17 protein-coding genes, 1 tRNA gene and 1 riboswitch are annotated in these 23,544 nt (G+C 63.7%); of the genes, 9 read left to right on the top strand and 9 right to left on the bottom strand.

What is annotated here, in order from left to right:
• The first annotated feature begins 250 nt into the window (after positions 1-250).
• Complete coding sequence (locus ISS97_RS21120; protein WP_379984206.1) at positions 251-832, top strand: hypothetical protein; 582 nt, start codon at positions 251-253, stop codon at positions 830-832.
• Between the two features lie 212 nt (positions 833-1,044).
• Positions 1,045-3,702 (top strand): M1 family metallopeptidase, encoded by a 2,658-nt coding sequence (locus tag ISS97_RS21115; RefSeq protein ID WP_379984207.1) that lies wholly within the window; start codon positions 1,045-1,047, stop codon positions 3,700-3,702.
• Positions 3,703-4,286: 584 nt separating this feature from the next.
• Here the strand turns inward: ISS97_RS21115 and ISS97_RS21110 are convergent.
• The 4 genes from ISS97_RS21110 to gcvP all read right to left on the bottom strand — a co-directional run bounded on the left by ISS97_RS21110 (position 4,287) and on the right by gcvP (position 11,904).
• Positions 4,287-5,231, bottom strand: coding sequence for a GGDEF domain-containing protein (locus ISS97_RS21110; protein ID WP_379984208.1), 945 nt, complete (start codon positions 5,229-5,231; stop codon positions 4,287-4,289).
• Positions 5,224-6,555, bottom strand: a complete 1,332-nt coding sequence (locus ISS97_RS21105) for a beta/alpha barrel domain-containing protein (protein ID WP_379984209.1) — start codon at positions 6,553-6,555, stop codon at positions 5,224-5,226. Before ISS97_RS21105 ends, ISS97_RS21110 begins: the two co-directional genes overlap by 8 nt.
• Positions 6,556-6,812: 257 nt before the next feature.
• Positions 6,813-8,828: an amidohydrolase family protein gene (locus ISS97_RS21100; protein ID WP_379984210.1), complete on the bottom strand. Its 2,016-nt coding sequence runs from the start codon at positions 8,826-8,828 to the stop codon at positions 6,813-6,815.
• A 175-nt stretch (positions 8,829-9,003) separates the two neighbouring features.
• On the bottom strand, positions 9,004-11,904 hold the full coding sequence (gene gcvP / locus ISS97_RS21095; RefSeq protein WP_379984211.1) for an aminomethyl-transferring glycine dehydrogenase: 2,901 nt from the start codon (positions 11,902-11,904) through the stop codon (positions 9,004-9,006).
• A gap of 54 nt (positions 11,905-11,958) precedes the next feature.
• A riboswitch (glycine riboswitch) is annotated at positions 11,959-12,058 on the bottom strand.
• A 385-nt stretch (positions 12,059-12,443) separates the two neighbouring features.
• Between gcvP and ISS97_RS21090 the strand changes: the two genes are divergently transcribed.
• The 3 genes from ISS97_RS21090 to ISS97_RS21080 all read left to right on the top strand — a co-directional run bounded on the left by ISS97_RS21090 (position 12,444) and on the right by ISS97_RS21080 (position 15,430).
• On the top strand, positions 12,444-12,863 hold the full coding sequence (locus ISS97_RS21090) for a VOC family protein (RefSeq protein ID WP_379984212.1): 420 nt from the start codon (positions 12,444-12,446) through the stop codon (positions 12,861-12,863).
• A gap of 53 nt (positions 12,864-12,916) precedes the next feature.
• Positions 12,917-13,609 carry a hypothetical protein gene (locus ISS97_RS21085; protein WP_379984213.1) on the top strand — a complete coding sequence of 231 codons (693 nt, stop codon included), beginning with the start codon at positions 12,917-12,919 and terminating at the stop codon, positions 13,607-13,609.
• 117 nt (positions 13,610-13,726) lie between these two features.
• A complete protein-coding gene (locus ISS97_RS21080) occupies positions 13,727-15,430 on the top strand; it encodes an esterase/lipase family protein (protein ID WP_379984214.1) in 1,704 nt (567 codons plus the stop codon).
• A 63-nt stretch (positions 15,431-15,493) separates the two neighbouring features.
• Here ISS97_RS21080 and ISS97_RS21075 read toward each other — a convergent pair.
• Positions 15,494-15,578, bottom strand: a tRNA-Leu gene (locus tag ISS97_RS21075).
• A gap of 229 nt (positions 15,579-15,807) precedes the next feature.
• On the opposite strand from ISS97_RS21075, the gene rnr reads away from it, so the two are divergent.
• The 4 genes from rnr (at position 15,808) to sugE (ending at position 19,806) form a co-directional block, all read left to right on the top strand.
• On the top strand, positions 15,808-18,282 hold the full coding sequence (gene rnr / locus ISS97_RS21070) for a ribonuclease R (RefSeq protein WP_379984668.1): 2,475 nt from the start codon (positions 15,808-15,810) through the stop codon (positions 18,280-18,282).
• The gene (rlmB, locus tag ISS97_RS21065) at positions 18,279-19,025 is read left to right on the top strand and encodes a 23S rRNA (guanosine(2251)-2'-O)-methyltransferase RlmB (RefSeq protein WP_379984215.1); all 747 of its coding nucleotides are present in this window, start codon (positions 18,279-18,281) and stop codon (positions 19,023-19,025) included. Before rnr ends, rlmB begins: the two co-directional genes overlap by 4 nt.
• Positions 19,022-19,306 (top strand): CBU_0592 family membrane protein, encoded by a 285-nt coding sequence (locus ISS97_RS21060; protein WP_379984216.1) that lies wholly within the window; start codon positions 19,022-19,024, stop codon positions 19,304-19,306. Before rlmB ends, ISS97_RS21060 begins: the two co-directional genes overlap by 4 nt.
• Before the next feature lie 176 nt (positions 19,307-19,482).
• Positions 19,483-19,806: a quaternary ammonium compound efflux SMR transporter SugE gene (gene sugE / locus ISS97_RS21055; RefSeq protein WP_090450463.1), complete on the top strand. Its 324-nt coding sequence runs from the start codon at positions 19,483-19,485 to the stop codon at positions 19,804-19,806.
• Between the two features lie 42 nt (positions 19,807-19,848).
• Here sugE and phoU read toward each other — a convergent pair whose 3' ends face one another.
• From phoU to pstC, 4 genes are all read right to left on the bottom strand, one after another.
• Positions 19,849-20,583 (bottom strand): phosphate signaling complex protein PhoU, encoded by a 735-nt coding sequence (gene phoU / locus ISS97_RS21050; protein WP_379984217.1) that lies wholly within the window; start codon positions 20,581-20,583, stop codon positions 19,849-19,851.
• Positions 20,584-20,666: 83 nt separating this feature from the next.
• Entirely contained in the window at positions 20,667-21,482 is an 816-nt protein-coding gene (gene pstB, locus ISS97_RS21045) for a phosphate ABC transporter ATP-binding protein PstB (protein ID WP_379984218.1), read from the bottom strand.
• The gene (gene pstA, locus ISS97_RS21040) at positions 21,475-22,347 is read right to left on the bottom strand and encodes a phosphate ABC transporter permease PstA (RefSeq protein WP_379984219.1); all 873 of its coding nucleotides are present in this window, start codon (positions 22,345-22,347) and stop codon (positions 21,475-21,477) included. The genes pstB and pstA overlap by 8 nt, the downstream gene beginning before the upstream one ends.
• Positions 22,347-23,378, bottom strand: coding sequence for a phosphate ABC transporter permease subunit PstC (pstC, locus tag ISS97_RS21035; protein ID WP_379984220.1), 1,032 nt, complete (start codon positions 23,376-23,378; stop codon positions 22,347-22,349). The genes pstA and pstC overlap by 1 nt, the downstream gene beginning before the upstream one ends.
• Between the last annotated feature and the right edge of the window lie 166 nt (positions 23,379-23,544).

Here is a 23,544-nt window from a genome sequence, read left to right as displayed (position 1 = left end):
ATCTTGCGAATAGGCGACTATTGCGCGGGCTTATGAACGATTTTCATTGCCGCGGCGGATGGCTTGGCTGCGCGGTTCTTGCGGTGTGCGTTATTAATCGCGCTTTACCTTGATTGCGAATAAATCAAAACCGCGTCAAGAGTGGTTTCATCAGTAATCGTTTTCCCACGGCAATTTATTGCGTCGCCCAAAACGCGCTTAATGTCACAGCATGCGAAGCCGCCATAAGGCGGCAAAAAGGGTGGCCGGCATGAAAGTCGCTCTGGGTTGGAAGACGCACTCCGGCTGGGCCGTGCTGATAGTGATCGGCGAGGGTCCGGTGCTGGTCGATCGGCAACGGATCACCCTTGTGGAGGAAGGTGCCGACTGGGAGAAGCACCCGTATCACGCCGCGGCCCATGGCGAAGCCGATGTTCTGGTGAAGCGCGCGGTCGACGCAGTGCAGCGCACTACGTTGCAGCGGATGCGCGAGGTGGTGGAGCACTGCCGCGCCTCGGGACATGAACTCATCGCTTGCGCGGTTTTGATGCCCGGGCCCATGCCCGCATGGAGCACGGCCGAGATCCTCGCCGTGCATATCCGCATGCACAAGGCAGAGGGCGTGCTGTTTCCGCGAGTGCTCTGTGAGGCCGCAGAGGCGTGCGGCTTGCCGGTGGTGGCCATCGCTGAGAAATCGCTCGAGGAGGATGCGTGCCTGCGCCTGGGGATATCGACGGCGCGCATGACGCAGCAGGTCGGCACGCTAGGCCGTGGCGCTGGTGCGCCTTGGGGCAAGGACCAGCGGAATGCGGCGGTGGCCGCGCTGGTGGCTCTCGGCAAGGAGATCCCGTAGGAGCGCACCCTGTGCGCGATGCTCTTGCCGCGATGCGACACAGAGCATCGCGCACAGGGTGCGCTCCTACATGACTTCCGGGCCGTGTCGTCGACCGGCTCCGGCGTCCACCATCGGGGATGGCGGTACGGGCAAGGAGGGAGTCTTTGCGCCGGTCGCCGTCTTCAGGGGATTTCCCGGTTTTTCCCGGTCAACATTTTTAAGGGGCTGACATGCGCCGTTGCACACTGGTTTCCGCGATCGTCCTGGCGCTGGCGGGCGCCTCCATGAGCGCCGTGGCGGCGGTGCCGGCCAAGCACGTCGCCGCCGCGCAGCAGGCCACCACCCAGCTGCCGCGCAGCGTACGGCCCACGCACTACGACGTGTCGGTGACGCCGCATGCGGAATCGCTCAGCTTCGACGGCAAGGTGACGGTGAGCGTCGACGTGCTGGAGCCCACCAGCAGCATCACCCTTAACGCGCTGGACATGAGCTTTTCCTCGGTCACGCTCACGCCCGCCAATGGCAAGGCGCTGTCCGCGCCGAAAGTGAGTGTGGATGCGGAGAAGCAGACGGCCACCTTCACCTTCGACAAGCCGCTCGCCAAAGGCAGCTACAAGCTGGCGATGGACTACACCGGCAAGATCGGCACCCAGGCCAATGGCCTGTTCGCGATCGACTACGACACCAAGGCCGGCAAGAAGCGCGCGCTGTATACGCAGTTCGAGAACTCCGACGCGCGCCGTTTCATCCCGTCGTGGGACGAACCCAACTACAAGGCCACCTTCACCCTTGACGCCATCGTGCCGTCGGCGGAGATGGCGATAAGCAACATGCCGGTGGCGAAGAAGACCGACGCGGGCAACGGCCTGACCAAGGTCGAATTCCAGTCGTCACCGAAGATGTCCACCTATCTGCTGTTCTTCGGCCTGGGCGATTTCGATCGCGCCACTGCGATGGCGGGCAAGACCGAAGTGGGTGTGGTCACGCAGAAAGGCATGCTCTCACAGGCCAATTTCGCATTGGATTCGGCCAAGACCATCTTGAACGAGTACAACGATTACTTCGGTACGCCGTATCCGCTGCCCAAGCTGGACAATATTGCTTCGCCGGGCCGCAGCCAGTTCTTTGGCGCCATGGAAAACTGGGGCGCGATCTACACCTTCGAATACGCGCTGTTGCTTGATCCCACCATCTCTACTCAAGCCGACAAGCAGTCGGTGTTTTCGATCCAGGCGCACGAGATGGCGCACCAGTGGTTCGGTGACCTGGTGACCATGCGCTGGTGGGACGATCTGTGGCTCAACGAAGGCTTCGCGTCGTGGATGGAAGCCCGCACCACCGAGAAGCTGCATCCGGAATGGAACACCAAGCTGGAGCAGGTCGATGTGCGCGAAGGCGCGATGAGCCGCGACGCGATCGCCACCACGCATCCCATCGTGCAGCACGTGGAGACGGTGGAGCAGGCCAGCCAGGCCTTCGACGCCATCACCTATTCGAAGGGCCAGGCGGTGATCGGCATGCTGGAAGGCTATGTCGGCTCCGACGCGTGGCGCGATGGCGTGCGCCTGTATATGAAGCAGCACGCCTACGGCAACACGGTGTCGGACGATCTGTGGCATGCGGTGGAGACAGCTTCCAAGAAACCCATCAGCGATATCGCGCACGACTTCACCCTGCAGCCCGGCATCCCGATGATCAAAGTGGAGTCGGCCACCTGTAACGCCGGCAAGACCACACTGCAGCTGAGCCAGGGCGAATTCACCCGCGACCGTCCAGACAAGAAGCCGCTGTCGTGGCGCGTGCCGGTGATCGCGCAGACGCTTGGCGGCGCCCCCGCACGCACGCTGGTCAGCGGTGGCAAGGCTACCCTCGACGTGCCCGGTTGCGGCCCGGTGGTGGTCAATGCGGGGCAGAGCGGTTACTACCGCACGCTGTACGCCCCGGCACAGTTCACCGCGCTGAAGGACAACTTCGGCAAGCTGCAGCCGATCGATCAGCTCGGCACCCTGGGCGACACCTGGGCACTGGGCATGGCCGGCCTGCGTCCGTCTTCGGATTTCCTCGATCTGGTGCAAGCCACGCCGGCGGATGCCGATCCGCAGATCTGGGGTGACATCGCCGGCGATCTGAGCGGGCTCGACAACTATTACCAGGGCGACGACGCGCGCCAGGCAGCCTTCCGTAAATTCGCCATCGCCAAGCTGTCGCCGGTGTTCGCGCGCGTGGGCTGGGAGCCGAAGGAAGGCGAGGCCGATCCGGTGAAGATCCTGCGCACGCAGTTGATCGGCACGCTGGGTGGTCTCGGCGATCCAGCCGTGATCAAGGAAGCGCGCCGTCGCTTCGATGCGCAGGACAAGGATCCGAAGGCCATGCCGGCAGCGCTTCGTCGCACCATCCTCGGTGTCGTGGCGAAGAATGCCGATGCGGCGACGTGGGATCGCTTGCACGCGATGGCCAAGGCTGAGAAGACGCCGCTAGTGAAGGACCAGTTGTACACGTTGCTGTCGATGCCGCGCGACAAGGCACTGGCGCAGCGCGCGCTGGATCTGGCGATGACGGATGAGCCGGGCGCGACCAATAGCAGCAGCATGATTGGCGCGGTGTCCGGACAGCATCCTGAAATGGCGTTCGATTTCGCCGTGGCGCACAAGGCGGAGGTCGACAAGAAGGTCGATTCCAGCGCGAGCAGTCGTTACTACCCGGCGTTGGCCAGTCGTTCGCTGGACCCGGCGATGGTGGGCAAGGTGAAGGCGTTCGCGGAGAAGTATGTTGCTGAGGGTTCGCGTCGTGATGCGGATACGGCGGTGGCTAACATCGAGTATCGGATCAAGGTGCGGGATGAGCGGTTGCCAGCGATTGATGCTTGGTTGAAGTCGCACGGGGCGTGATGAAAGGGGGCGTCGCGCTTGTGCGGCGCTCTCGCTTTTGCTCCCCCTCCCTTTGGAAGAGGGAGAGGGGGTTCAGTCTTGTGACATTCCCTCCTACTTCGTCATTCCGGCGTAGGCCGGAGGCGCTTCACAACAGCGAAGCTGGTCATCCAGTGGCGTTGCCGCTTGGTTTTAGCGTCTGTGTGTTCTGGTCCGCCTGCGGCGGGGTTTCGTCTCGCTGCCGCGAGCCGAGTTACTTTTCTCTGCTTGCCCAGAGAAAAGTAACCAAAAGAGAGGGCACCCCTCTTACGCGCCCTCCGGCTACGCCTGCGGGTTCGTGAGGGTTGGCCGGGCTTTTCGACAGGACATCCTTGTCCTGTCGAAAAGGCGTCGGCATCCATGCCGCCGCCCCCTTCGGGGCCTGATCGTCCAACCCTCACCGCTCCACAGGGGGCCCGGTTACGGGCTCGCTTCGCATCGCCCAGCAAAGAAAAGGCGCACAGCTCCCTCTCCCCTCCGGGGAGAGGGTTGGGGTGAGGGGTGGGTGCTCGGTAGAGCGTGGCTATTTGAGATTGCGGAGAACTGGCGAACTTTACGGTTGCACTTCAACCACTCGTCACAATCCTGCTCCGCCCTCGCTGCTTCGCCTGATAGAGCAACTGATCCACCGCTTCGATAAACATCAGCGGTTCGTCGGTCTTCCCCGGTACGGTGGTGCCGACGCCGAGGCTGACGGTGAGTACGGAGCCGATTTCGGAGCGGGCGTGGGGGATTTGTGCTTTGGCGATCAGGTCGCGGCAGCGTTCGGCCATTTGCCTGGCGCCGTCTTCGTCGGTTTCGGGGAGGACGAGGACGAATTCTTCACCGCCGAAGCGGGCCATGAAGTCGCGGGGGCGGGTGATGGTGGTGCTGAGGATGGCGGCGACTTGTTTCAGGCACTGGTCGCCTTGCAGGTGGCCGTAGCAGTCGTTGTATTGCTTGAAGTAGTCGATATCGAGCATCAGCAACGACAGCGGAAGCTTGGTGCGGCGCGAGTGGTTCCACTCCTGATGGAGGATGGCGTCGAAGCGGCGGCGGTTGGCGACGCCGGTGAGGCCGTCTTTGAAGGAGAGTTCCTCCAGCTCGCGTTGCATGTCGAGCAGTTTCGCTTCGGTGCGCTTGCGTTCGCTGATGTCGAACATGAAGCCGATCAGTGAATCGACGCTGCCGTCTTCGTTGCGCACCACGTGCACCACATCGCGGATCCATACGTACTGGCCGCTCTTGGTCATGGCGCGGTAGTCGGCTTCGTGGTCCACGCCGGCTTTCGATTGGGCCACGCAGAAATCCACGGCCCAGGCGCGGTCTTCGGGATGCATGCGTTCGGCCCAGTCGTCCACGCTTACCCAACTGCTGGGTGCCCAGCCGAGCAGGGCTTCGATCTGTGGGCCGATGTAGGCGAACTTCAGGGTCTTCCAGTCGATCTTCCACGGAATCGCGCGGGTGGATTCAAGCAGGGTTTTGTAGACCGCATCATCGTCGGGTTCCATCTTGTATACGCGGTCAAGCATCGGCGGTGGCCTCGTCGATAGCGGGCTCGGCGGTGTCGGGAGCCGAGGCGCGGGCGTACAGCTCGAGCAGCTGCATGGGTTCGTCGTAAGCGATGCGCCGGCCGGAGCGGAGATCGCGCCGCATCAGGCGGACCATCCGGCGCGTGACGTGCAGAGGGAAATCGTCTATCGGTCGCCCGGTCACTTCGGCGAGGCGTCCGGCGATGACACCGGGATCGCTGATGACGGGGCAGACGCGGTAGCCGTAGCGGCCGCCGATGGTTTCCGGCGCGAGATCCATGAAGCGGTTTTTCTTTTGCTCGAACGCGCCGAGCGTAAGCCGGTATGCGTTGCGGCCGAAGACGGGCAGGTCATCGGATACCGCGTGTGCGTCATCGAGCACTTGCAAACTGGTGGCGAGCGGATGCAGTTGGTGCAGGTTGTAGCGCTTCATATGCGGATTGCCGAGGCGCACCAGATTGGCGATCAACTCACCGACCGAGGCATGGCCAATGATCGCGGCGCGCTTGGGCAGCCCACCCCAGATGCCGTCGGCGCCGTTGAGCAGCGCTTCGATCACCGAGGCATTCTCGAAACCGGCGCCCGAGTGAATATGGACCAGTACCTTGAGCGGCGGTGGCAGGAAGCTGCGGAGCACCGCGACGTAAGCGCCGACCTGGAAGGGTAGGAAAGTGCCGCGGTCGTCTTCGATGGACACGCCTTCGATAGGCAGTTCCGTCAGCAGCTCCAGCATCGAGCACACTGTCTCAGGCGATTCGGCGAAGGCGTCGCAGCCGTCGACGATGTTGATCAGGATGCGCGGCGGCGCGCCTTGGTCGCCGCGGATGTTGTCGTGCAGCCACTGGATGCTGGCCGGCAGACTGCGGCGCAGGGTTTCCAGATCGTAGAGATCAGCCATGCCCTCTTTGCTCAGGTAGATCTCGTGCACGGTGTTGGGCACGCCGTACGCCTTGAGCTTGAGTTGCGATGGGTCGGGCGTGAAATGGCCGTCCGTGGATTGCAGGCCGATGGCGGTGAAGGCGTAGCAGCCCGTCATGTCGATGGAGCGGTCGCGCAGGTGCTGCATGAAGTCGTCGTCGACTTCTAGCTCGTCGGGCATGGCGTAGTCGAGTGTGCCCAGCGAAATGTGCTTGAAGCCGAACTCGCGCAGGCGGGGCAGGATGGCGAGCTTGTCCTGCAGGGTCTGGCCGATGCGCGAGCCCACCGGGTTTTCGCGGAGCGAGAGATCGATCAGGTAGGGTTCGATACGGCGAAGCTTTTCCAGCTTTTCGTCCGCCTGGGCCAGGATGGCCTTGGCGTTGTCCAGCATCTGCGTCGACGGCATGAGTGTCCCCTCGGCTGCCTGGTGTCGCTTATGGTGATGTCTGTGACGGGTCGGCGGCCGCAAAGGTCGGGGCCCGGGTGATCCGGGCAGGGGAATGCAATGGTCGTGCCCACTGGGGAATGCCCATTTGATGCGGATTTCACGGGGGCAGGCCGGTCGTTCAGCCAGTCGAGGGCACTTTCTGCCGCGCCGCGTACAACAAAAAGCCCCGCCGGAACGGGGCTTTGCGCACAAGTATCCGTGCCTGGTGAGCCGAGTCAGGGCTTGAAGCCCACCGACTGCCACAGCGGTGCCGGGTCGTAGACCGTGCCGCCGCTGATCGTTTTGGCGATGCGGCGAGTGTTGCTGATATCCGCCAGGGGGTTGGCATCCAGCAGCAGCATGTCGGCGCGCTTGCCGACTTCCAGCGTGCCCAGTTCCTTGTCCAGCTTGAGCGCGCGTGCGGGAACGATGGTTGCCGCCTGCAAAGCCTCCATCGGGGTGAAGCCGGCCTGCACGTAGATTTCGAGTTCGCGATGCAGTGAGTAGCCGGGGATCGACTGGTCGGTGCCCGCGACCATGGGCAGGCCTTGCTTATGCAGTTCGCGCAGGGTGGCGAGCATGTACTGGTAGCGCTTGCCGAACTCCTCGGCCTTGTCCGCCGGGGCGCCGGTGGCGTTCCAGGTTGCCGCCATCGACAGGGGGATGTGGTCGACGCCGGGTTCGAGTGTTGAAAGCGGCGTGCTGGCGGGACGTGAGAGCGCTTCGAACAGCACAATGGTGTCGTCGAATACGGTGTGATGTTCCTTGAACAGTGCCAGCTGTTTCTGGGCGTCCGGTGTGCTGAAGTCGAGCGGTGGCATCGGCTTGCCGCGCTGCATGTGCAGCAGGTCGCGGGCGACGAAATGGATGTGATTGATGCCATCGTAGCCGGCGGTGACGGCCTGTGCGGTGGTCATGCCTTCGGGGACGTGGCCGGTTACGGTCAGGCCGAGTTTGTGGGCCTCGTCGGCGATCACCGGTACCAGTTCGGGCTTCATGCTGCTGTAGATCTTGATCTGCACAGCGCCCGCGTTCTTGTAGCGTCGAACCACTTCACGTGCCTGCTCTGGCGTATCGGCCGTGACGGCACCCAGCGTGATGGGGCCGGTGCCGTCGACGAGGCCGGCGATCAGCAGGCGCGGGCCGATGCCACGTCCGGATTGCACGGCATCCCGAACGGTGGTGATGAAGTCGAACTCGTTGCCGCAGTCGCGCACGGTGGTGACGCCGGCGGCGAGATAGATGGGACCCCATTCCACCTGCTCGTAATGGGCGTGCATGTCCCATAGGCCGGGGATCAGGTATTTGCCGGTGCCGTCGATAACATCGGATTCCTTCGGGGGTTTAGGCAGGAAACCTGGAGCGAAAATGCGGGTGATCCGGCCGTCCTCCACGTAGACGGCGCCAACAGGGCGCGGTGCAGCTCCTGTGCCATCGATCAGCGTGACGTTGTGGATGATCAGCCGTTTTGCGGCGGGGTGTTTTGCTGCTTCCGTCAGTAGTGCGAGCGCCGTCAGATTGTTGCTAACGGCTTGCTGGATGAATGGTGTGAGCGAGGCTTCGTACTCCTCGCGAACGGCTTCGAAGTGATCGAACTCGGCATCCGTCGTCACCACCGCGGCGAGTTTCTGGTTGTCATCCAGCCACACGGTTTCGGCGCCCCAGATCAGGCCGTTGATCACGTAGCTATGCAAGACCACGGGGTGGCCATTGGCGGTGATGGTGAGATCGCTGCCGGGTTTGATATGGATGTTGGCGTCGGGTGGGGCGACGATCTCAGCGGGCTTGCCGCGAGCGATCCAGAAGCGCATCAGCATCTGTTGCATGGCGACGGGCGAATAGCCGTCGACCAGAAACGTATCGGCGGTGGCGGGATAGTCGGTCGTCTTGCCGTCGCGCACCAAGGCGACGCGTTGGCGCTTTGCGTCGATCGAGAACGTGTCATTCATCGGTGAGTGTCGCGAGGATCGTCCCTCCGTCTTCAGCGACACCGGGTGAAGGATGTCGGTAGCCGTATAGACGGTTTTCAGTGGCACGTCGGTGCCGCGATCATTGAACTTGAAGTCCGAGCGAAGCGTCAGCTGGCCTTTCTCGTTGGTGAGCGAATAAGTTTCCTTGCCGATCGCCTTGGCGAACTTGTACAGCACGAACGTGCCTTGCTCGTTGGCGGCTTTTTCCTGCGCATGTGCAGCCAAGGGCGAGAACAGCAGAAGCGTGGCGAGAGCGAACGAGCGGGCAACGACAGGCTGCATGGCCGACTCCGGTAGGGAATGCGATGGGCTGACACGGTAGAGCGATTGCGGCATGAGAACAGTGTCTGGCATCACCGGGCAATGCCCGGAGGGCACCCTGCCGTCTGGCCTAGCTGGGCGCAAAAAAAGCCCCGCCGAGGCGGGGCTTTTTGTTCGTGATCAAAAGCGGAGGGGCTTACGCCTCAGCCTCTTCCTTGTACGCATCGATCGGAATGCACGCGCACATCACGTTCTTGTCGCCATAGACGTTATCCACGCGTGCCACCGGCGACCAGTACTTCTGCAGCTTGAGGCTGGGCAGCGGGAAGGCGGCCAGTTCGCGAGGGTAGGCGTGGGTCCACTCGGTGCCGGTGACCATGGTGGCGGTATGCGGCGCGTGCTTGAGCGGGTTGTCCTCGCGGTCGAGACTGCCGTTTTCGACGGCGCGGATTTCGTCGCGGATCTGGATCATGGCGTCGATGAAGCGATCCAGCTCGTGCATCGATTCGCTTTCGGTCGGTTCGACCATCAGCGTGCCGGCCACCGGGAAGCTCAAGGTCGGTGCATGGAAGCCGAAGTCGATAAGGCGCTTGGCCACGTCCTCGGCGCTGATGCCGGTGCTGTCCTTGAGCGGACGCAGGTCAAGGATGCACTCATGCGCCACCAGCCCGTTGCGGCCGGTATAGAGCGTCTCGTAATGCGGCGCCAGGCGCTTGGCGATGTAGTTGGCGTTGAGCAGCGCGACCTGGGTGGCTTTGCGCAGACCCTGCTGGCCCATCAGGGTGATGTACATCCAGCTGATCGGCAGGATGCTGGCGCTGCCGAACGGTGCTGCGGACACCATGCCTCCAGCAGAGCGGCCATCCAGGGCCGCATTATCGGCATGGATGCCGACATAAGTTTTGGGCAGGAACGGAGCGAGATGCGACTTCACCGCGCACGGGCCCACGCCCGGGCCGCCGCCGCCGTGCGGAATGCAGAAGGTCTTGTGCAGGTTGAGGTGCGAGACGTCCGAACCCCACTTGCCCGGCTTGGCGACGCCGACCAGCGCATTCATGTTGGCGCCGTCGGTGTACACTTGGCCGCCGTGTTTATGCACGATGTCGCAGATGGCGACGATGTCTTCCTCGAACACGCCATGCGTGGACGGGTAGGTGATCATCAGCGCGGCGAGGCGGTCGCTGTACTTCTCGGCGGCGCGGCGGATGTCTTCCACGTCCACGTTGCCGTTGCTGTCGCACTTGGTAACGACCACGGTCATGCCGCACATCTGCGCGGAGGCCGGGTTGGTGCCGTGAGCGGACTCGGGGATGAGGCAGATGTCGCGATGGCCTTCGTTGCGCGAGCGGTGGTACGCACGGATCGCCAGCAGGCCGGCGTATTCGCCCTGCGCGCCGGAGTTCGGCTGCAGGCTCACGGCGTCGTAGCCGGTGCACTCCACCAGCATGGCTTCCAGCTCGTCGATCAGCTGCTTATAACCACGTGTCTGATCGGTGGGCGCCAGCGGATGGATGTTGCCGAACTCCGGCCAGGTCACCGGGATCATCTCGGCAGTGGCGTTGAGCTTCATGGTGCAGGAGCCCAGCGGGATCATAGTGCGATCCATCGCCAGATCCTTGTCGGCCAGCGAGCGCATGTAGCGCAGCAGCTCGTGTTCGCTGTGATGCGTGTTGAACACCGGATGGGTGAGGAACTCGCCCTGGCGGCGCAGGCTGGCGGGCAGTGCGTCGGCGGTGGCGGCATCCAGTTCGTCGATGTCGCCGATATCGGCGCCGAACAGTGTGGCGAGCGCGATGACGTCGGCGCGCGTAGTGGTTTCATCGAGGCTGATGCCCACGCTCTGGCCGTGGATCTGGCGCAGGTTGATGCCAGTGGCTTCGGCCTTGGCGCGGATGGCGTCGGCATCGACGTTGGTCACGTGCAGCGTGTCGAAGAAGTCCGGACCCACGGTGTGACCGGCCTGACGCAGCGACGAGGCAAGAATGGAAGCGAGGCGATGCGTGCGGCGCGCGATGCGGGCAAGACCTTCCGGACCGTGGTACACGGCGTACATGCTTGCCATCACGGCCAGCAGCACCTGTGCGGTACAGATGTTGGAGGTGGCTTTCTCGCGGCGGATGTGCTGCTCGCGCGTCTGCAAGGTAAGGCGGTAGGCCGGCTTGCCTTCCGCATCCACCGACACGCCGATCAGGCGGCCCGGCATGGAGCGCTTGAAGGCGTCGCGGCAGGCGAGGTAGGCCGCGTGCGGGCCACCGAAACCGAACGGCACGCCGAAACGCTGGCTGTTGCCGATCACGATATCCGCGCCCCACGAGCCCGGCGAGGCGATCAGCGTGAGCGCGAGCAGGTCGGTGGCGACCGAAACCAGGCCGCCGCGCGCGTGCACGGCATCGGCCACAGCCTTGTAATCGTGGATCTGGCCATAGGTGTTGGGGTACTGCAGCAGCACACCGAAGCTGTCGACGGTGACGGCTTCAGCGGCCGGGCCGATATGCAGTTCGATGCCCACGCCGTCGGCACGGGTATGCAGCACTTCCAGCGTCTGCGGGTGCACGTCATCGGCGACGAAGAACACATTGCTCTTGGACTTGGCCGAGCGCTTGGCCAGCGTCATCGCTTCGCCGGCGGCGGTGGCTTCGTCGAGCAGCGAGGCGTTGGAGATATCCATCCCGGTGAGGTCAGCCACCATGGTCTGGAAGTTGATCAGCGCCTCCATGCGGCCCTGCGAGATCTCCGCCTGGTACGGCGTATAGGCCGTGTACCACGCCGGGTTCTCCAGGATGTTGCGCAGGATGACGTTCGGCGTGTGGGTGCCGTAGTAACCCTGGCCGATGAAATTCTTGAACACCTTGTTCTTGTTGGCGATGGCGCGGATCTTCGCCAGCGCTTCCACTTCCGTGATGGCGGTGGGCAGGGCCAGCGGCGCGCCGGACTTGATCGAGCCGGGCACGATGGCGTCGGTCATCGCTTCCAGCGAGCCGTGGCCGATGACGCGCAGCATCTGCGCGATCTCGGCGTCGTTCGGGCCGATGTGGCGCTCGATGAAGGCGTGGTGATGCTCAAGGTCGCGCAACGAGGGAGTGGTGTTCTGGCTCATGGCAAGGGGCGTCCAAAAATGGCCGGTAAAGGCCTGACGTGCGTGCCGCACGTGGGGCGCCCCTCTGTCCTTTTGCCTGAGAGTTTGGAAGCGGGTGAGCTCGCTTCGTGCACCTTCGGCGCCGGATCTAACCGGTCTCTCCAGAGTGTTCCAGGCGTGGTGGTATGGGAGCCTGAGCGATTACGGGCGTTGCGCCTTCGGCAGCGGACGGTGTCCGCTTCTCCCACCATGCCAAGTGACTAATTATACGACCTGAGGCGACAGTTTTCCCGGGTAGGGGAGACCACTCGTGCTGGTGTGAGACGCCCTTGCTCCCTCCCCTGCTCGCAGGGGAGGGTTGGGGAGGGGTGAGTACTTGAGAAAGCGTTCCGGGAGAGGTTTTCTCAAGGGTTCACCCCCTCCCAGCCTCCCCCTGCAAGCAGGGGGAGGGGCTAAGAACTCCCGCCCGCCTATCCCCACGATAGAAAGCATCCATTTCCCTCCGCCATGCGGGCGGCGTAGCGTGTCGGCATTTCCTCCATAGCCGATGGACCTCAGCCATGACCCGCCCCCCTTTCCGACTTTCGCGACTGGACCACATTGTCCTGCGCGTCCACGACACGGCCGCCATGCAGGCCTTTTATTGCGATGTGCTCGGCTGCACCGAGGAGCGCCGGCAGGACGAGATCGGCCTGGTGCAGCTGCGTGCTGGCGCCTCCCTGATCGACCTGGTCGCCATCAACAGCAAGCTCGGTCGGATGGGTGGTGCTGCGCCCGGCAAGGAAGGCCACAACATGGACCATCTCTGCCTTAGCGTGGAGGGCTATGACGAGGCCGCCATCCGCGCCCATCTGGAAGCGCATGGCGCACGGGTGGGCGAGGTAGGTTCGCGCTACGGTGCCGAAGGCGAAGGGCCTTCGCTATATCTGTACGATCCACAAGGCAACATGATCGAGCTGAAAGGTCCGCCTGCGGTCTGAGTACGGTCAAGCGGCGGGCGTCCGATGTTCCCATTACTCAGGAGATGTCGTTCATGCCGTCGAACACCTGTCATCCGCATGCGCCGCACACCAAGCTGAAAGTTCCCGACTGGTACGTTTCGGCGCTGATGCTGGATCGTGCGCTGGACGCCATCCTGCGCCGGGTAAAGAAATTCGATCGCAACCACGACATTCCCTACCTTGCTGGCTACAGCAAGGATGGCAAGACCATCTACATCGACCGGCACCTGCCGAAGAGCTTCATGTTCCGTGGGCGCAAGGTGGAAGTGGATCGGTTCCTGATCCTGCATGAAGAGGTGGAGAAGACGTTGATCGATCAGCTTGGCCTGCACTACCTGCACGCGCATCAGATCGCGACGCGCGCGGAAGAGGCGGCCGTGAATGCCGAGCGCGTCACCTGGGCAGCCTACGACCGCTTCATGCAGAAGTACGTCAAGTCGGTGGGCGACGAACGGTTGACCAAGGTGCCTGCGGATCTCGACCTCAAGCCTTACCGCGATTATCACGACTACGAGTTGATGCAGCGGATGATCAAGAGCATCAGCAAGGGCGAGCTGAAGAGCGGGGCGAAATTGCAGGCGGAACTGAAGGACTATGCGGATGCTTTCCGCGAAGAGCGGCGGCTGGATCGGCGGCGCCTGGCCGCTCAGGGCGCCAAGGCGACACGAGCCAGGACGGCAGCGCCGAAGAAGGCATCGCGTAGCAGGAAGATGGTGGCGGTGTGAACGTCGCGCGGCAGGGCGGAGCGATATTCCCGCGACCGGAATGCGAACGGGCACCCGGTCGCTTCCGGTCGTGCGTCATGTGAGTGAGGTATCGGCATGTGGTGTGTCGAAATGCATGTGACTGAAACGCGCTTGGCGGCGATATCGGCCAAGGCGATGGCATACCGGCTGCTGGGGTGCGTGATGGCGTTGGCTCTGGCCGCTTGCCATGCAGTACGGCCGCCAGCGGAAGCAGGCATTCACGAACCGACGCTGGCGCAAGCGCGGGCGCGGGTGACCGAAGCACTGCATATTCCGGATCGTGAGCGCGCCGCGCGCGCCTGGCTGCGCTGCGCGGCGACGGCTTACCGGGTGGCGGCGAATGGCGATCAGGCCGATGAGGCCGCATCGCTCGACACGCAATGCACCGGCAAAGTGCTGGACTATGTGCTGTCGACAGAAGAGCCACGCTGGACCGCAAAGACCCTGGATCTGGCCGGCGACGCGCTGGCGGTTGAACTGCGCGAACTGTCGCCAGCCCTGAGCGGTCCGCCAACCTTCGTTCGCGCCGATGAAGTGCCGATATCGACCTTGCTGTTCGGTCAGCGTTTCGCCACCAGTGGCTTTGGCGTAGCGATGGTTGCTGGCACGCCGCGCTGCAAAGGGGCTCCGCGCTGTCAGCTGTTTCCGCTTGAAGGCGTGACTCGCACGGCTGTCGCCTGGATTGAATGGCGTGCCGACGAGGTCTCCCCGCACCTGGTTTTCGCCGATCCGTTGGCACATCCCACCGAGCGCATTGGCGCGCGCGATTACATTCTGTCGGTCGACACCACAGCGCCCTATGCCGCCCTGGCCAGCACCACGCAACTCAAGCAACTGGCGATACGCGGGTTGATTGGCGGGCAGGACATCGGGCTGCGTCAGGGGCTGTATCTGTTGGAGGACTATGACCCGCACAAGATCCCGATTGTGATGCTGCACGGGCTGGCGGCGAGTCCGTTGATCTGGGCGCGCCTGACCAATCGCATCCAGGGCACGCCCACGCTGCGGGCGCGCTATCAGGTGTGGCATGTGATTTACCCGACCGACGAGCCAGTGCTGATTTCGCGGCTGCGCGTGCAGGGATTTCTGGATCGTGCTTGGGCGGAACTCGACCCCGCCGGACACGACACCGCGCGAAAACGCATAGTGCTGGTCGGGCACAGCATGGGCGGGATGATCGCGCGCCTGCTCACCGTCGATAGCGGAGACACGCTATGGCAGGCTGCGCTCACGATTCCACCCAAGCAATTGCGTGGCAATGCGGACGATCTGGCGATACTCGATCACATGATGCGCTTTACGCCGTATCCCGGCGTGGACACCGCATTCTTCCTCGCCACGCCGCATCATGGCAGTCCGGTCGCGGTGGATTTCATCGGGCGTCTGGCGCAGCATCTGGTCAGGCCGCATGGCACGGAACTCGATGCGATTGCTCGTGTGCTCAAGGCCAATCCCGAAAGCTTCCGGCCGGAATTGCTGGCGAACTTTCGGGAGCACGGCCTGAGCAGCATCAGCACGCTGAGCATGGAGCAGCCGGTGAGCCGCGCCGCTTCCTCGCTGATGCCTGTGAGTGGTGTGCGCTACTACACCATCGCTGGCAGCTTGCCCGGTGAGGCGGTGCCCGGCGACGGCATCGTGCCGCTGGAGAGCGCTTTCCTGCCTGGCGCGATATCGACGACGACGGTGGTATCGGGGCACCGGGTCTATCGCAACGACGAGGCGATCAACCTGATCGTGAAAGTGCTGGGAGGAGACACCCTGAGTCCAGGGATCACACAGGCGACTCGCGGAACGCCATGACGAAGCGATTCCATCGGACCCGGAAACGAAGAAGCCCGCCTTGCGGCGGGCTTCGTCTACAATTGGTGCCCAGGAGAGGACTCGAACCTCCACGGTTTTACCCGCTAGTACCTGAAACTAGTGCGTCTACCAATTCCGCCACCTGGGCAGGTGTCGCGCGTCGCTAAGCGATCTGCGTGAGCCGCGTAGATTAGGCATGGAGCTAAGAGTTGTCAACTATTCTTTCATCGAATTTTCATCGTGCCGGGGCCAGGCAGCCGCGGCACCTCTATCAAGGCTGATAAGTGATCAAAAAAAACAAGGATAAACGCGCCGGTGAGGGCAAGACCGCCCGCCCGGATGCGTCCAAGAAGGCCGTGACGGGCAAGCTGCCGGCCTTGCCGGCGCTCAAGTCGCCGAAAACTTCCAAGGCGTCCAAGGCGCCGAAAACGCAGGACCCCCACGCCGAGCGCGAAGCCCAGCGCTACGAGCGCCCCATTCCCAGCCGCGAGGCGATTCTTGCGCTGCTCACCGAGCGCGGCGAATTGCTGACCGAGGCGCGCATCGCCGAGGCGATGCAACTGCATGACGAATACGAACTCAATGCCCTGCGCAAGCGCCTGGGCGCAATGGTGCGCGATGGTCAGCTGCTGCTTGGCCGCCGTGGCGGCTATGCGCCGTCCAACAAGCTCGATCTGATTCCGGGCCTGGTCCTGGCCAATGCCGAGGGCTATGGCTTCCTGCGCCCGGACGACGGTGGCGAGGATCTTTACCTGTCGCCGCAGCAGATGCGCGCGGTGTTGCACGGCGACCGCGTGCTGGCGAGCGTGGTGGGCATGGATCGGCGCGGGCGCAAGCAGGGCGCGATTGTCGAAGTGCTGCAGCGGCGCTCGCCGCGCCTGGTCGGCCGCGTGGTGGTGGAGAACGGCGTGACCCTGGTGGCGCCGGACGACCGCCGCCTGCATCAGGACATCATGATCGCCCCTGGCAAGGAGATGGGCGCGCGCAGCGGCCAGATCGTGGTGGCTGAAATTACCGATCCGCCCACGCCGCATCGTGGACCGATGGGTGCGATCCGTGCCGTGCTCGGCGAACGCCTGCAGCCTTCGCTCTTGGTGGAGATGGCGATCGCCAGTCACGACTTGCCGCATGAATGGCCGGTCGAGGTGGAGCGCGAGGCGGAAGAGATCGAGCCGCAGGTCACCGCCCTCGAACGCGAGGGCAGGGTGGATCTACGCAAGTTGCCGCTGGTGACCATCGACGGTGCCGATGCGCGCGACTTCGACGATGCGGTGTATGCCGAGCCGCGCCGCGGCGGCGGTTATCGCCTGGTGGTGGCGATTGCCGATGTGTCGCATTACGTGCAGATCGGCAGCGCGCTGGATCGCGAAGCATATGAGCGCAGCACCTCCACCTACTTCCCTGGCTTTGTAGTGCCGATGCTGCCGGAGACGCTGTCCAACGGCATTTGCTCGTTGAACCCCAAGGTGGAACGCCTGTGTATGGTCTGCGACATGCAGGTCAGCCCGGAAGGCGAGGTCGTCAAATCCAAGTTCTATGAAGCCGTGATGTATTCGCATGCGCGGCTCACCTATGACCGCGTGTGGCAGGCCATCGGCCTGAGGGACGCGGATGCGCGCCACGAGCTGGCCGATGTGCTGCCGCAGATCGAGCATCTGCATGGTCTGTATCAATTGATGGCGGCGCAGCGCAAACGGCGTGGCGCCATCGATTTCGAAACGCCGGAAGTGAAATTCCGTCTCGACAACACCGGCGACGTGGTGGCCATGGGCGCTACCGAGCGCAACGACGCGCACAAGCTGATCGAGGAATGCATGATCGCCGCCAATGTGCAGGCGGCGCTGTACCTTGAGAAGCGCAAGATTCCTGCTCTGTATCGCGCGCATGAGCCGCCGCCGGAAGAGAAGTACGAGGACCTGCAGCAGTTCCTGCGCGAGTTCAAGCTGCGCATGCCGCCGGTAAGCGAGGTGACGCCGGGCGATTTCGCCGATGTACTGCGCATGGTCAAGGATCGTCCCGAGAAGGAGTTGATCCAGTCCGTGTTGTTGCGCGCGCAGAGCATGGCGGCGTATCAGCCGGAGAATCGCGGCCACTTCGGTCTGGCGCTGGAGGCCTATGCGCACTTCACCTCGCCGATCCGCCGCTATCCCGATCTATTGGTACATCGCGCGATCCGCTATGCGTTGACCGGCAGCAAGCCTGCCGACTACGCCTATACACCGGCACAGATGGCGGCCATGGCGATTCATTGCTCGCAGCGCGAGCGCCGTGCCGAGGAAGCCGAGCGCGATGTGGACGAGCGCTTCAAGTGCGCCTGGATGTCCAAGCATGTGGGTAGCGAGTTTGACGGCACGGTAACCGGAGTCACCTCGTTCGGCCTGTTCGTGGAGCTGGAGGAGTCGAAGGTGTCCGGGCTGGTGCATATCAGCCAGTTGTCCAACGACTACTACCACTTCGATCCGATCCGCCATTTGTTGAAGGGTGAGCGCTCGGGCGCGCAGTTCCGTCTCGGCGATCACGTGCGCGTGCAGGTGCTGCGCGCGAGCCTGGAGGATCGCAAGATCGATTTCCGCCTGGTGTCGAAGGGCGAAGCCTCCGTGCCACCGCCGCGCGCCGCGCGCGCTTACGACTATGCCAATGCGGGCGAGCGCTATTCCCTGCCGGCTGGCCGCAAGGCGACGGCGGGTGCCGCGCCGCGCGATAATGCGCGTCCGGAGGCGCGGCCATTCCGCGAAGCGAAGGCGGCCAGCAAGGCAAGGCCCAAAGCATCGCCCAAGGCCGCGGCGAATAAAAACAAGGCAGCCAAGCCGAGCAAAACGGCACGGCCCGCCAAACCGAAAGGCAAGCGATGAGCGAGAGTTGGATCGTCGGGATCAACCCGGTCGAAGGCGCATTGAGCAATGATGCAGAGCGCGTGCGCGAGCTGCTGGTCGAAAACGGCCAGCGCAACGCGCGCGTGCATGAACTGGCCGAACGCGCGAAGGCGCTGAAGATTCCAGTGCATCACCGTCCGCGCGAGCAGTTGGAAAAGATCGCCGGCGAGGCACGGCATCAGGGTGTGGTGGCGCGTTACGAAGCGCCACCCATGGCCGGCGAGAACGATCTGCCGGACCTGCTGGAAAAGGCCGGCGCCGATGCGCTGGTGCTGGTGCTCGACGGCGTCACCGATCCCCACAATCTTGGCGCCTGCCTGCGCAGTGCGGCGGCGGCCAAGGTGACGGCGGTGATCGTGCCCAAGGATCGCGCGGTGGGGCTGACCCCCGTGGTGCGGCGCGCGTCGGCGGGCGGTGCGGATCGCGTGCCGCTGGTCGCGGCCACCAATCTGGCGCGCGCGCTGCGCACCCTGAAGGATGCGGGGGTGTGGATCACTGGCCTGGCGGGCGATACCGAGACGTCAATCTATAGCGTCGACCTGAAAGGGCCGGTGGCGCTGGTGCTCGGCAGCGAAGGGGAGGGCATGCGCCGCCTCACGCGCGAGACCTGCGATTTCGTCGCCAAGATTCCCATGCCCGGCGCGATGGAGAGCCTGAACGTTTCGGTGGCGACGGGTGTCGTACTGTTCGAGGCGCTGCGGCAGAGGAGTGGCAAGCGATGAGTTTTCTATGGCATGACTGGGCCGGGTATATCGGCGTAGTGCTGGTGCTGCTGGCGTTCCTGCTGTTGCAGGCGCGCAAGCTGCACGGCAATGGGCTGGTCTATCAATTGATGAATGTGCTCGGCGCGGTCGGCGTGATGTTGTCGCTGCTGTTCGGCAGCTTCAACACATCGGCCTTTGTGATGCAGGTGGCCTGGTTGATCATCGGCATCTACGGCATGGCCAACAGTGCTCGCGTACGCCGTGAGCTGCGCGATGTGGAGCGCAAGATCGGCTCCTGAATAGCGGGTCAGGCTTGGGGCGTTCCGCTTGGGTAGAATGGACGCTCCGGCATCTACTGCCGGCGTACCGGGACGACCTGGATACGTATCGCGTTCGCGGGGACGGCCCTGCTCTTCAATCGAGAGCCGTCCGCATTCCAGGTAGCAAGCGTCGACCGGCTCCAAGGAGTTTTGTCATGCCCTGGATCTACTTGGTACTCGCTGGCCTGTTCGAGATCGGCTGGGCCATTGGCCTGAAATACACCGACGGCTTTTCGCGCCTGTGGCCGACCGTAGGCACGGTGTCGGCGATGATCGTGAGCATCGTGTTGCTCGCGATGGCCGTGAAAACACTGCCGATCGGAACGGCTTATGCGATCTGGACCGGCATCGGCGCGCTGGGCGCGGTGATTCTCGGCATCGTGCTGTTCGGCGATTCGGCATCGCCGGCGCGCCTGATCTGTGTTGCACTGGTGCTCACCGGCATCATCGGCCTGAAGCTCACCAGCGGCGCGCATTGAATCGAAAGGCCGCCCATCCATGGTGGATGGGCGGCCATATCTTTATTCGGGCTTGGTGCCCAGCTTGGTCATCTCCGGGCTGGAGGTGAAGTCGCGCTTGGCGCGCTGGGTGTTCAGCGGTTCGCCATGCACCTGGAACCAGATGTTCTCGGCGATGTTGGTGGCGTGATCGCCGATGCGCTCGATGTTCTTGGCCATGAACAGCAGATGCGTGCATGGCGTGATGTTGCGCGGGTCTTCCATCATGTAGGTGAGCAGCTGACGGAAGTAGCCGGTATAGGCTTCGTCCAGGTCGGCATCGTCCTTCCACACCTGGTAGGCGCGTTCGGCATCGCGGTCGCGATAGGCGAGCAGCACTTCGCGCACTTCGCTGGCGGCCAGCTCGGCCAGATAACCCAGGCCGTTGGTCGGCGCGATCGGTGCCACCATCGACAGCGGGATGGAGCGTTTGGCCACGTTGGCGGCGTAGTCGCCGATACGCTCGATGTCGGCGGCGATGCGCAGCGCGGCGAACACATTGCGCAGGTCGCTGGCGATCGGCGCGCGCAGGGCGAGCAGGCGCACTACGTCGTGGCTGATTTCCTGTTCCAGCAGGTCGATGGCGTCGTCGTTGGCGACCACGCGCTGCGCGGCGCGCTCGTCGCGGCGTTCCACCACGTCGATGGCGGCCTCCAGCTGACTCACAGCCAGTTCGCCCATGCGGACGATTTCGCCGGTGAGACGCGCCAGCTCGTCGTCGTAGCTCTTGATGATGTGTTCCTTGCTGCTGCCGCTCATGTGCGTTCTCGCATGTTGAGTAGGGAGGGTGCCGCGGGACACCTCTCACTCCAGCCCTCTCTCGCCGGAGAGGGGGTGTCTGATCAGCCGAAGCGACCCGTAATGTAATCCTCGGTCTGCTTCTTGCTCGGCTTGGTGAAGATCTGCTCGGTACGGTCGAACTCGATCAGCTCGCCCAGGTACATGAAGGCAGTGAGGTCGGAACAGCGCGCCGCCTGCTGCATGTTATGGGTGACGATGACGATGGTGTACTCGCTTTTCAGCTCTTCCACCAGCTGCTCGATGCGGCTGGTGGCGATCGGGTCCAGCGCCGAGGTCGGCTCGTCGAGCAGCAGCACTTCGGGCTTCAGCGCGATGCCGCGCGCGATGCACAGGCGCTGCTGCTGGCCGCCGGAAAGACCGAGTGCATTCTGCTTGAGCTTGTCCTTCACCTCGTCCCACAGAGCGGCGCTGCGCAGCGCCTGCTCCACGCGGATATCCATGTCGGCTCGCGACAGGCGCTCGTGGTGGCGGATGCCATAGGCCACGTTCTCGAAGATGGTCATCGGGAACGGCACCGGCTTCTGGAACACCATGCCGACCTTGCTGCGCAACTTGTTCATCGAGTAGCGCGTGTCGAGGATGTTCTCCTCGTCCAGGATGATTTCGCCCTTGGCTTCCAGCTTCGGGTAGATCGCGTAGATGCGGTTGAAGATGCGCAGCAGGGTGGATTTGCCGCAGCCGGAAGGGCCGATGATCGCGGTGACCTTCTTCTCCGGGATATCCATGTTGATGCCTTTCAGCGCATGGAACCCGTTGTAGTAGAAGTGCAGGTCGCGCACCTGGATCTTGGTCGGCGCCAGCGGGGTGGGCGCGGCCGTGGCCTGGGGATGGATGCCTGCGGCGGCGGACTCAGTCATGGGACACCTTGTTGCGAGAAAGGATCAGGCGGGCGAGCAGACTCAGCATCAGCACGAACATGGTGATGATGAAAGCGCCGGCCCAGGCGAGCGCATGGATGCCGTCGCCGGCCTGGTTGGCGTATTCGTAGATGACCTGGGGCAAGCTGGCCATCTTGTCCATCGGATTGACGGTCGTATAGAGATTGCCGAACGCGGTGAACAGCAGCGGCGCGGTTTCGCCGCTGATGCGCGCGAGCGCAAGCAGAATGCCGGTGATGATGCCCGAGCGCGCCGAGCGCATCAGCACCTGCATGGTCAGCTTCCACTGCGGCACGCCCAGCGACAGCGCGGCTTCGCGCAGCGTGGAGGGCACCAGGCGGAGCATTTCATCCGTGGTGCGCACGATCACCGGCAGGGCGATCAAGGCCAGCGCCACACCGCCGGCGAGGCCCGAGTACGTCGTGGAGCCGTCGGTAAGCGTCTTGGTCGGCAGCACCACGATGGTGTAGACGAACATGCCGAGCACGATCGAGGGTGCCGACAACAGGATGTCGTTGAGGAAGCGGATCGTTTCGCCCAGCTTGGTGCGGTTGGCGTACTCGGCCAGCCAGGTGCCGGCCAGCACGCCGATCGGCGTGGCGATGGCGATGCCGATGAAGTTGATCACCAGGCTGCCGACCATGGCATTGAGCAGGCCGCCATCTTCGCCATAGGCAGTGATCTTGGTGAACAGATTGATGTTGATCGCGGAGATGCCCTGGCGCAGGGTTTCCCACAGGATCCAGGCCAGGAAGGCGAGGCCGATCAGCGTCGCGAAGGTACTGAGGCCGAGCGCGATCGCGTTGGTGATGCGGCGGCGCAGATAGAGTGCGTGGTTGCTCATCAGCGGCCTTCCTTCTGGGCCAGGCGGCGCAGCATCAGGCGCGCGATCAACAGCACGATGAAGGTCACCACGAACAGCAGGAAGGCCAGCGCCATCAGCGAGGACTTCTGCAAGCCCGCCGCCTCACCGAACTGGTTGGCGATGGTCGATGCAATGGACGCGCCCGGATCGAGCAGCGAGGGCGACAGTTTCATCTTGTTGCCGATGATGAAAGTCACCGCCATGGTCTCGCCTAGCGCGCGGCCCAGGCCCAGGAAGATGCCGCCGATCACCGCCGTGCGCGTATACGGCAACACGATGTCCCAGGCGACCTCCCACGTGCTGGAGCCCAGCGCATAAGCCGACTCCTTGAGGCGGGTCGGCACGGTCTGGAACACCTCGCGCATCACCGAGGAGATGAACGGAATGATCATCACCGCGAGCACGATGCCTGCGGTGAGCACGCTGCCGCCGAAAAGATTCTCGCTGTTGAACAGCTTGCCCATGAAGGGCAGGTGCTGGGCGATCCAGGAGACGTGTTCCGAACCAGGCGTGTCGCCCGCTTCCCGGCCGAGGTAGCGGATCAGCAGGGGCTTGATGTGGTCGGAGAAGAACGGCACGAAGACGAACAGGCCCCACATGCCGTAGATGATCGACGGAATGCCGGCCAGCAGTTCGATGGCCGAGGCTACCGGTGTGCGCAGCCACGGCGGCGCGACTTCCGACAGATACAGCGCGATGCCGAAGCTCACCGGTACGGCGATCAGCAACGCAATGAATGACGTGATGATGGTGCCGAAGACGGGCACCAGGGCGCCGTAGACGTCGTCGGTCGGGTTCCACTCGGAGCTGGTGAGGAAGCCCCAGCCGAACGTGCTGAAGGCCTCGCGGCCGCCCCACAGCGTAGCGCCGGCGGCGCCGACCAGGCAGACCAGCACCAGCAGTGCGCAACCCATCAGCAACCAGCTGAACATGCGGTCGTCGCGCGCGTCGCGATGGGCGCGTTGTTCCTGGGCGATGGCGGGCGCCACGGCAGCCTCGTTCGCTTGCATGTGATTCGATCCCTCAGGTGTCAGCGGATCCGGCCGGCGCGAGGGCCTGTCCGGTCGGTGGTCGGGCGTACGAAACGCCTTTCAGCAACAAGCCGCCCATCCTGCGAAGAGGGGCGGCCCGGGTCATACCCCAGCCTCCGTGCTGGAGGCGGCCGCCCTCGACGAG

The sequence above is a fragment of the Dyella koreensis genome (assembly GCF_044904565.1).
Lineage (GTDB): Bacteria > Pseudomonadota > Gammaproteobacteria > Xanthomonadales > Rhodanobacteraceae > Dyella_D > Dyella_D koreensis.
The sequence above is the reverse complement of the archived record's forward strand: the minus strand, read 5'-3'. Positions and strand labels throughout refer to the sequence as shown.

Coding starts and splice junctions, on each gene's coding strand:
- ISS97_RS21120 (WP_379984206.1), top strand. CDS start 251: ATGAAAGTCGCTCTGGGTTGGAAGACGCACTCCGGCTGGGCCGTGCTG.
- ISS97_RS21115 (WP_379984207.1), top strand. CDS start 1,045: ATGCGCCGTTGCACACTGGTTTCCGCGATCGTCCTGGCGCTGGCGGGC.
- ISS97_RS21110 (WP_379984208.1), bottom strand. CDS start 5,231: ATGCTTGACCGCGTATACAAGATGGAACCCGACGATGATGCGGTCTAC.
- ISS97_RS21105 (WP_379984209.1), bottom strand. CDS start 6,555: ATGCCGTCGACGCAGATGCTGGACAACGCCAAGGCCATCCTGGCCCAG.
- ISS97_RS21100 (WP_379984210.1), bottom strand. CDS start 8,828: ATGCAGCCTGTCGTTGCCCGCTCGTTCGCTCTCGCCACGCTTCTGCTG.
- gcvP (WP_379984211.1), bottom strand. CDS start 11,904: ATGAGCCAGAACACCACTCCCTCGTTGCGCGACCTTGAGCATCACCAC.
- ISS97_RS21090 (WP_379984212.1), top strand. CDS start 12,444: ATGACCCGCCCCCCTTTCCGACTTTCGCGACTGGACCACATTGTCCTG.
- ISS97_RS21085 (WP_379984213.1), top strand. CDS start 12,917: ATGCCGTCGAACACCTGTCATCCGCATGCGCCGCACACCAAGCTGAAA.
- rlmB (WP_379984215.1), top strand. CDS start 18,279: ATGAGCGAGAGTTGGATCGTCGGGATCAACCCGGTCGAAGGCGCATTG.
- ISS97_RS21060 (WP_379984216.1), top strand. CDS start 19,022: ATGAGTTTTCTATGGCATGACTGGGCCGGGTATATCGGCGTAGTGCTG.
- sugE (WP_090450463.1), top strand. CDS start 19,483: ATGCCCTGGATCTACTTGGTACTCGCTGGCCTGTTCGAGATCGGCTGG.
- phoU (WP_379984217.1), bottom strand. CDS start 20,583: ATGAGCGGCAGCAGCAAGGAACACATCATCAAGAGCTACGACGACGAG.
- pstB (WP_379984218.1), bottom strand. CDS start 21,482: ATGACTGAGTCCGCCGCCGCAGGCATCCATCCCCAGGCCACGGCCGCG.
- pstA (WP_379984219.1), bottom strand. CDS start 22,347: ATGAGCAACCACGCACTCTATCTGCGCCGCCGCATCACCAACGCGATC.
- pstC (WP_379984220.1), bottom strand. CDS start 23,378: ATGCAAGCGAACGAGGCTGCCGTGGCGCCCGCCATCGCCCAGGAACAA.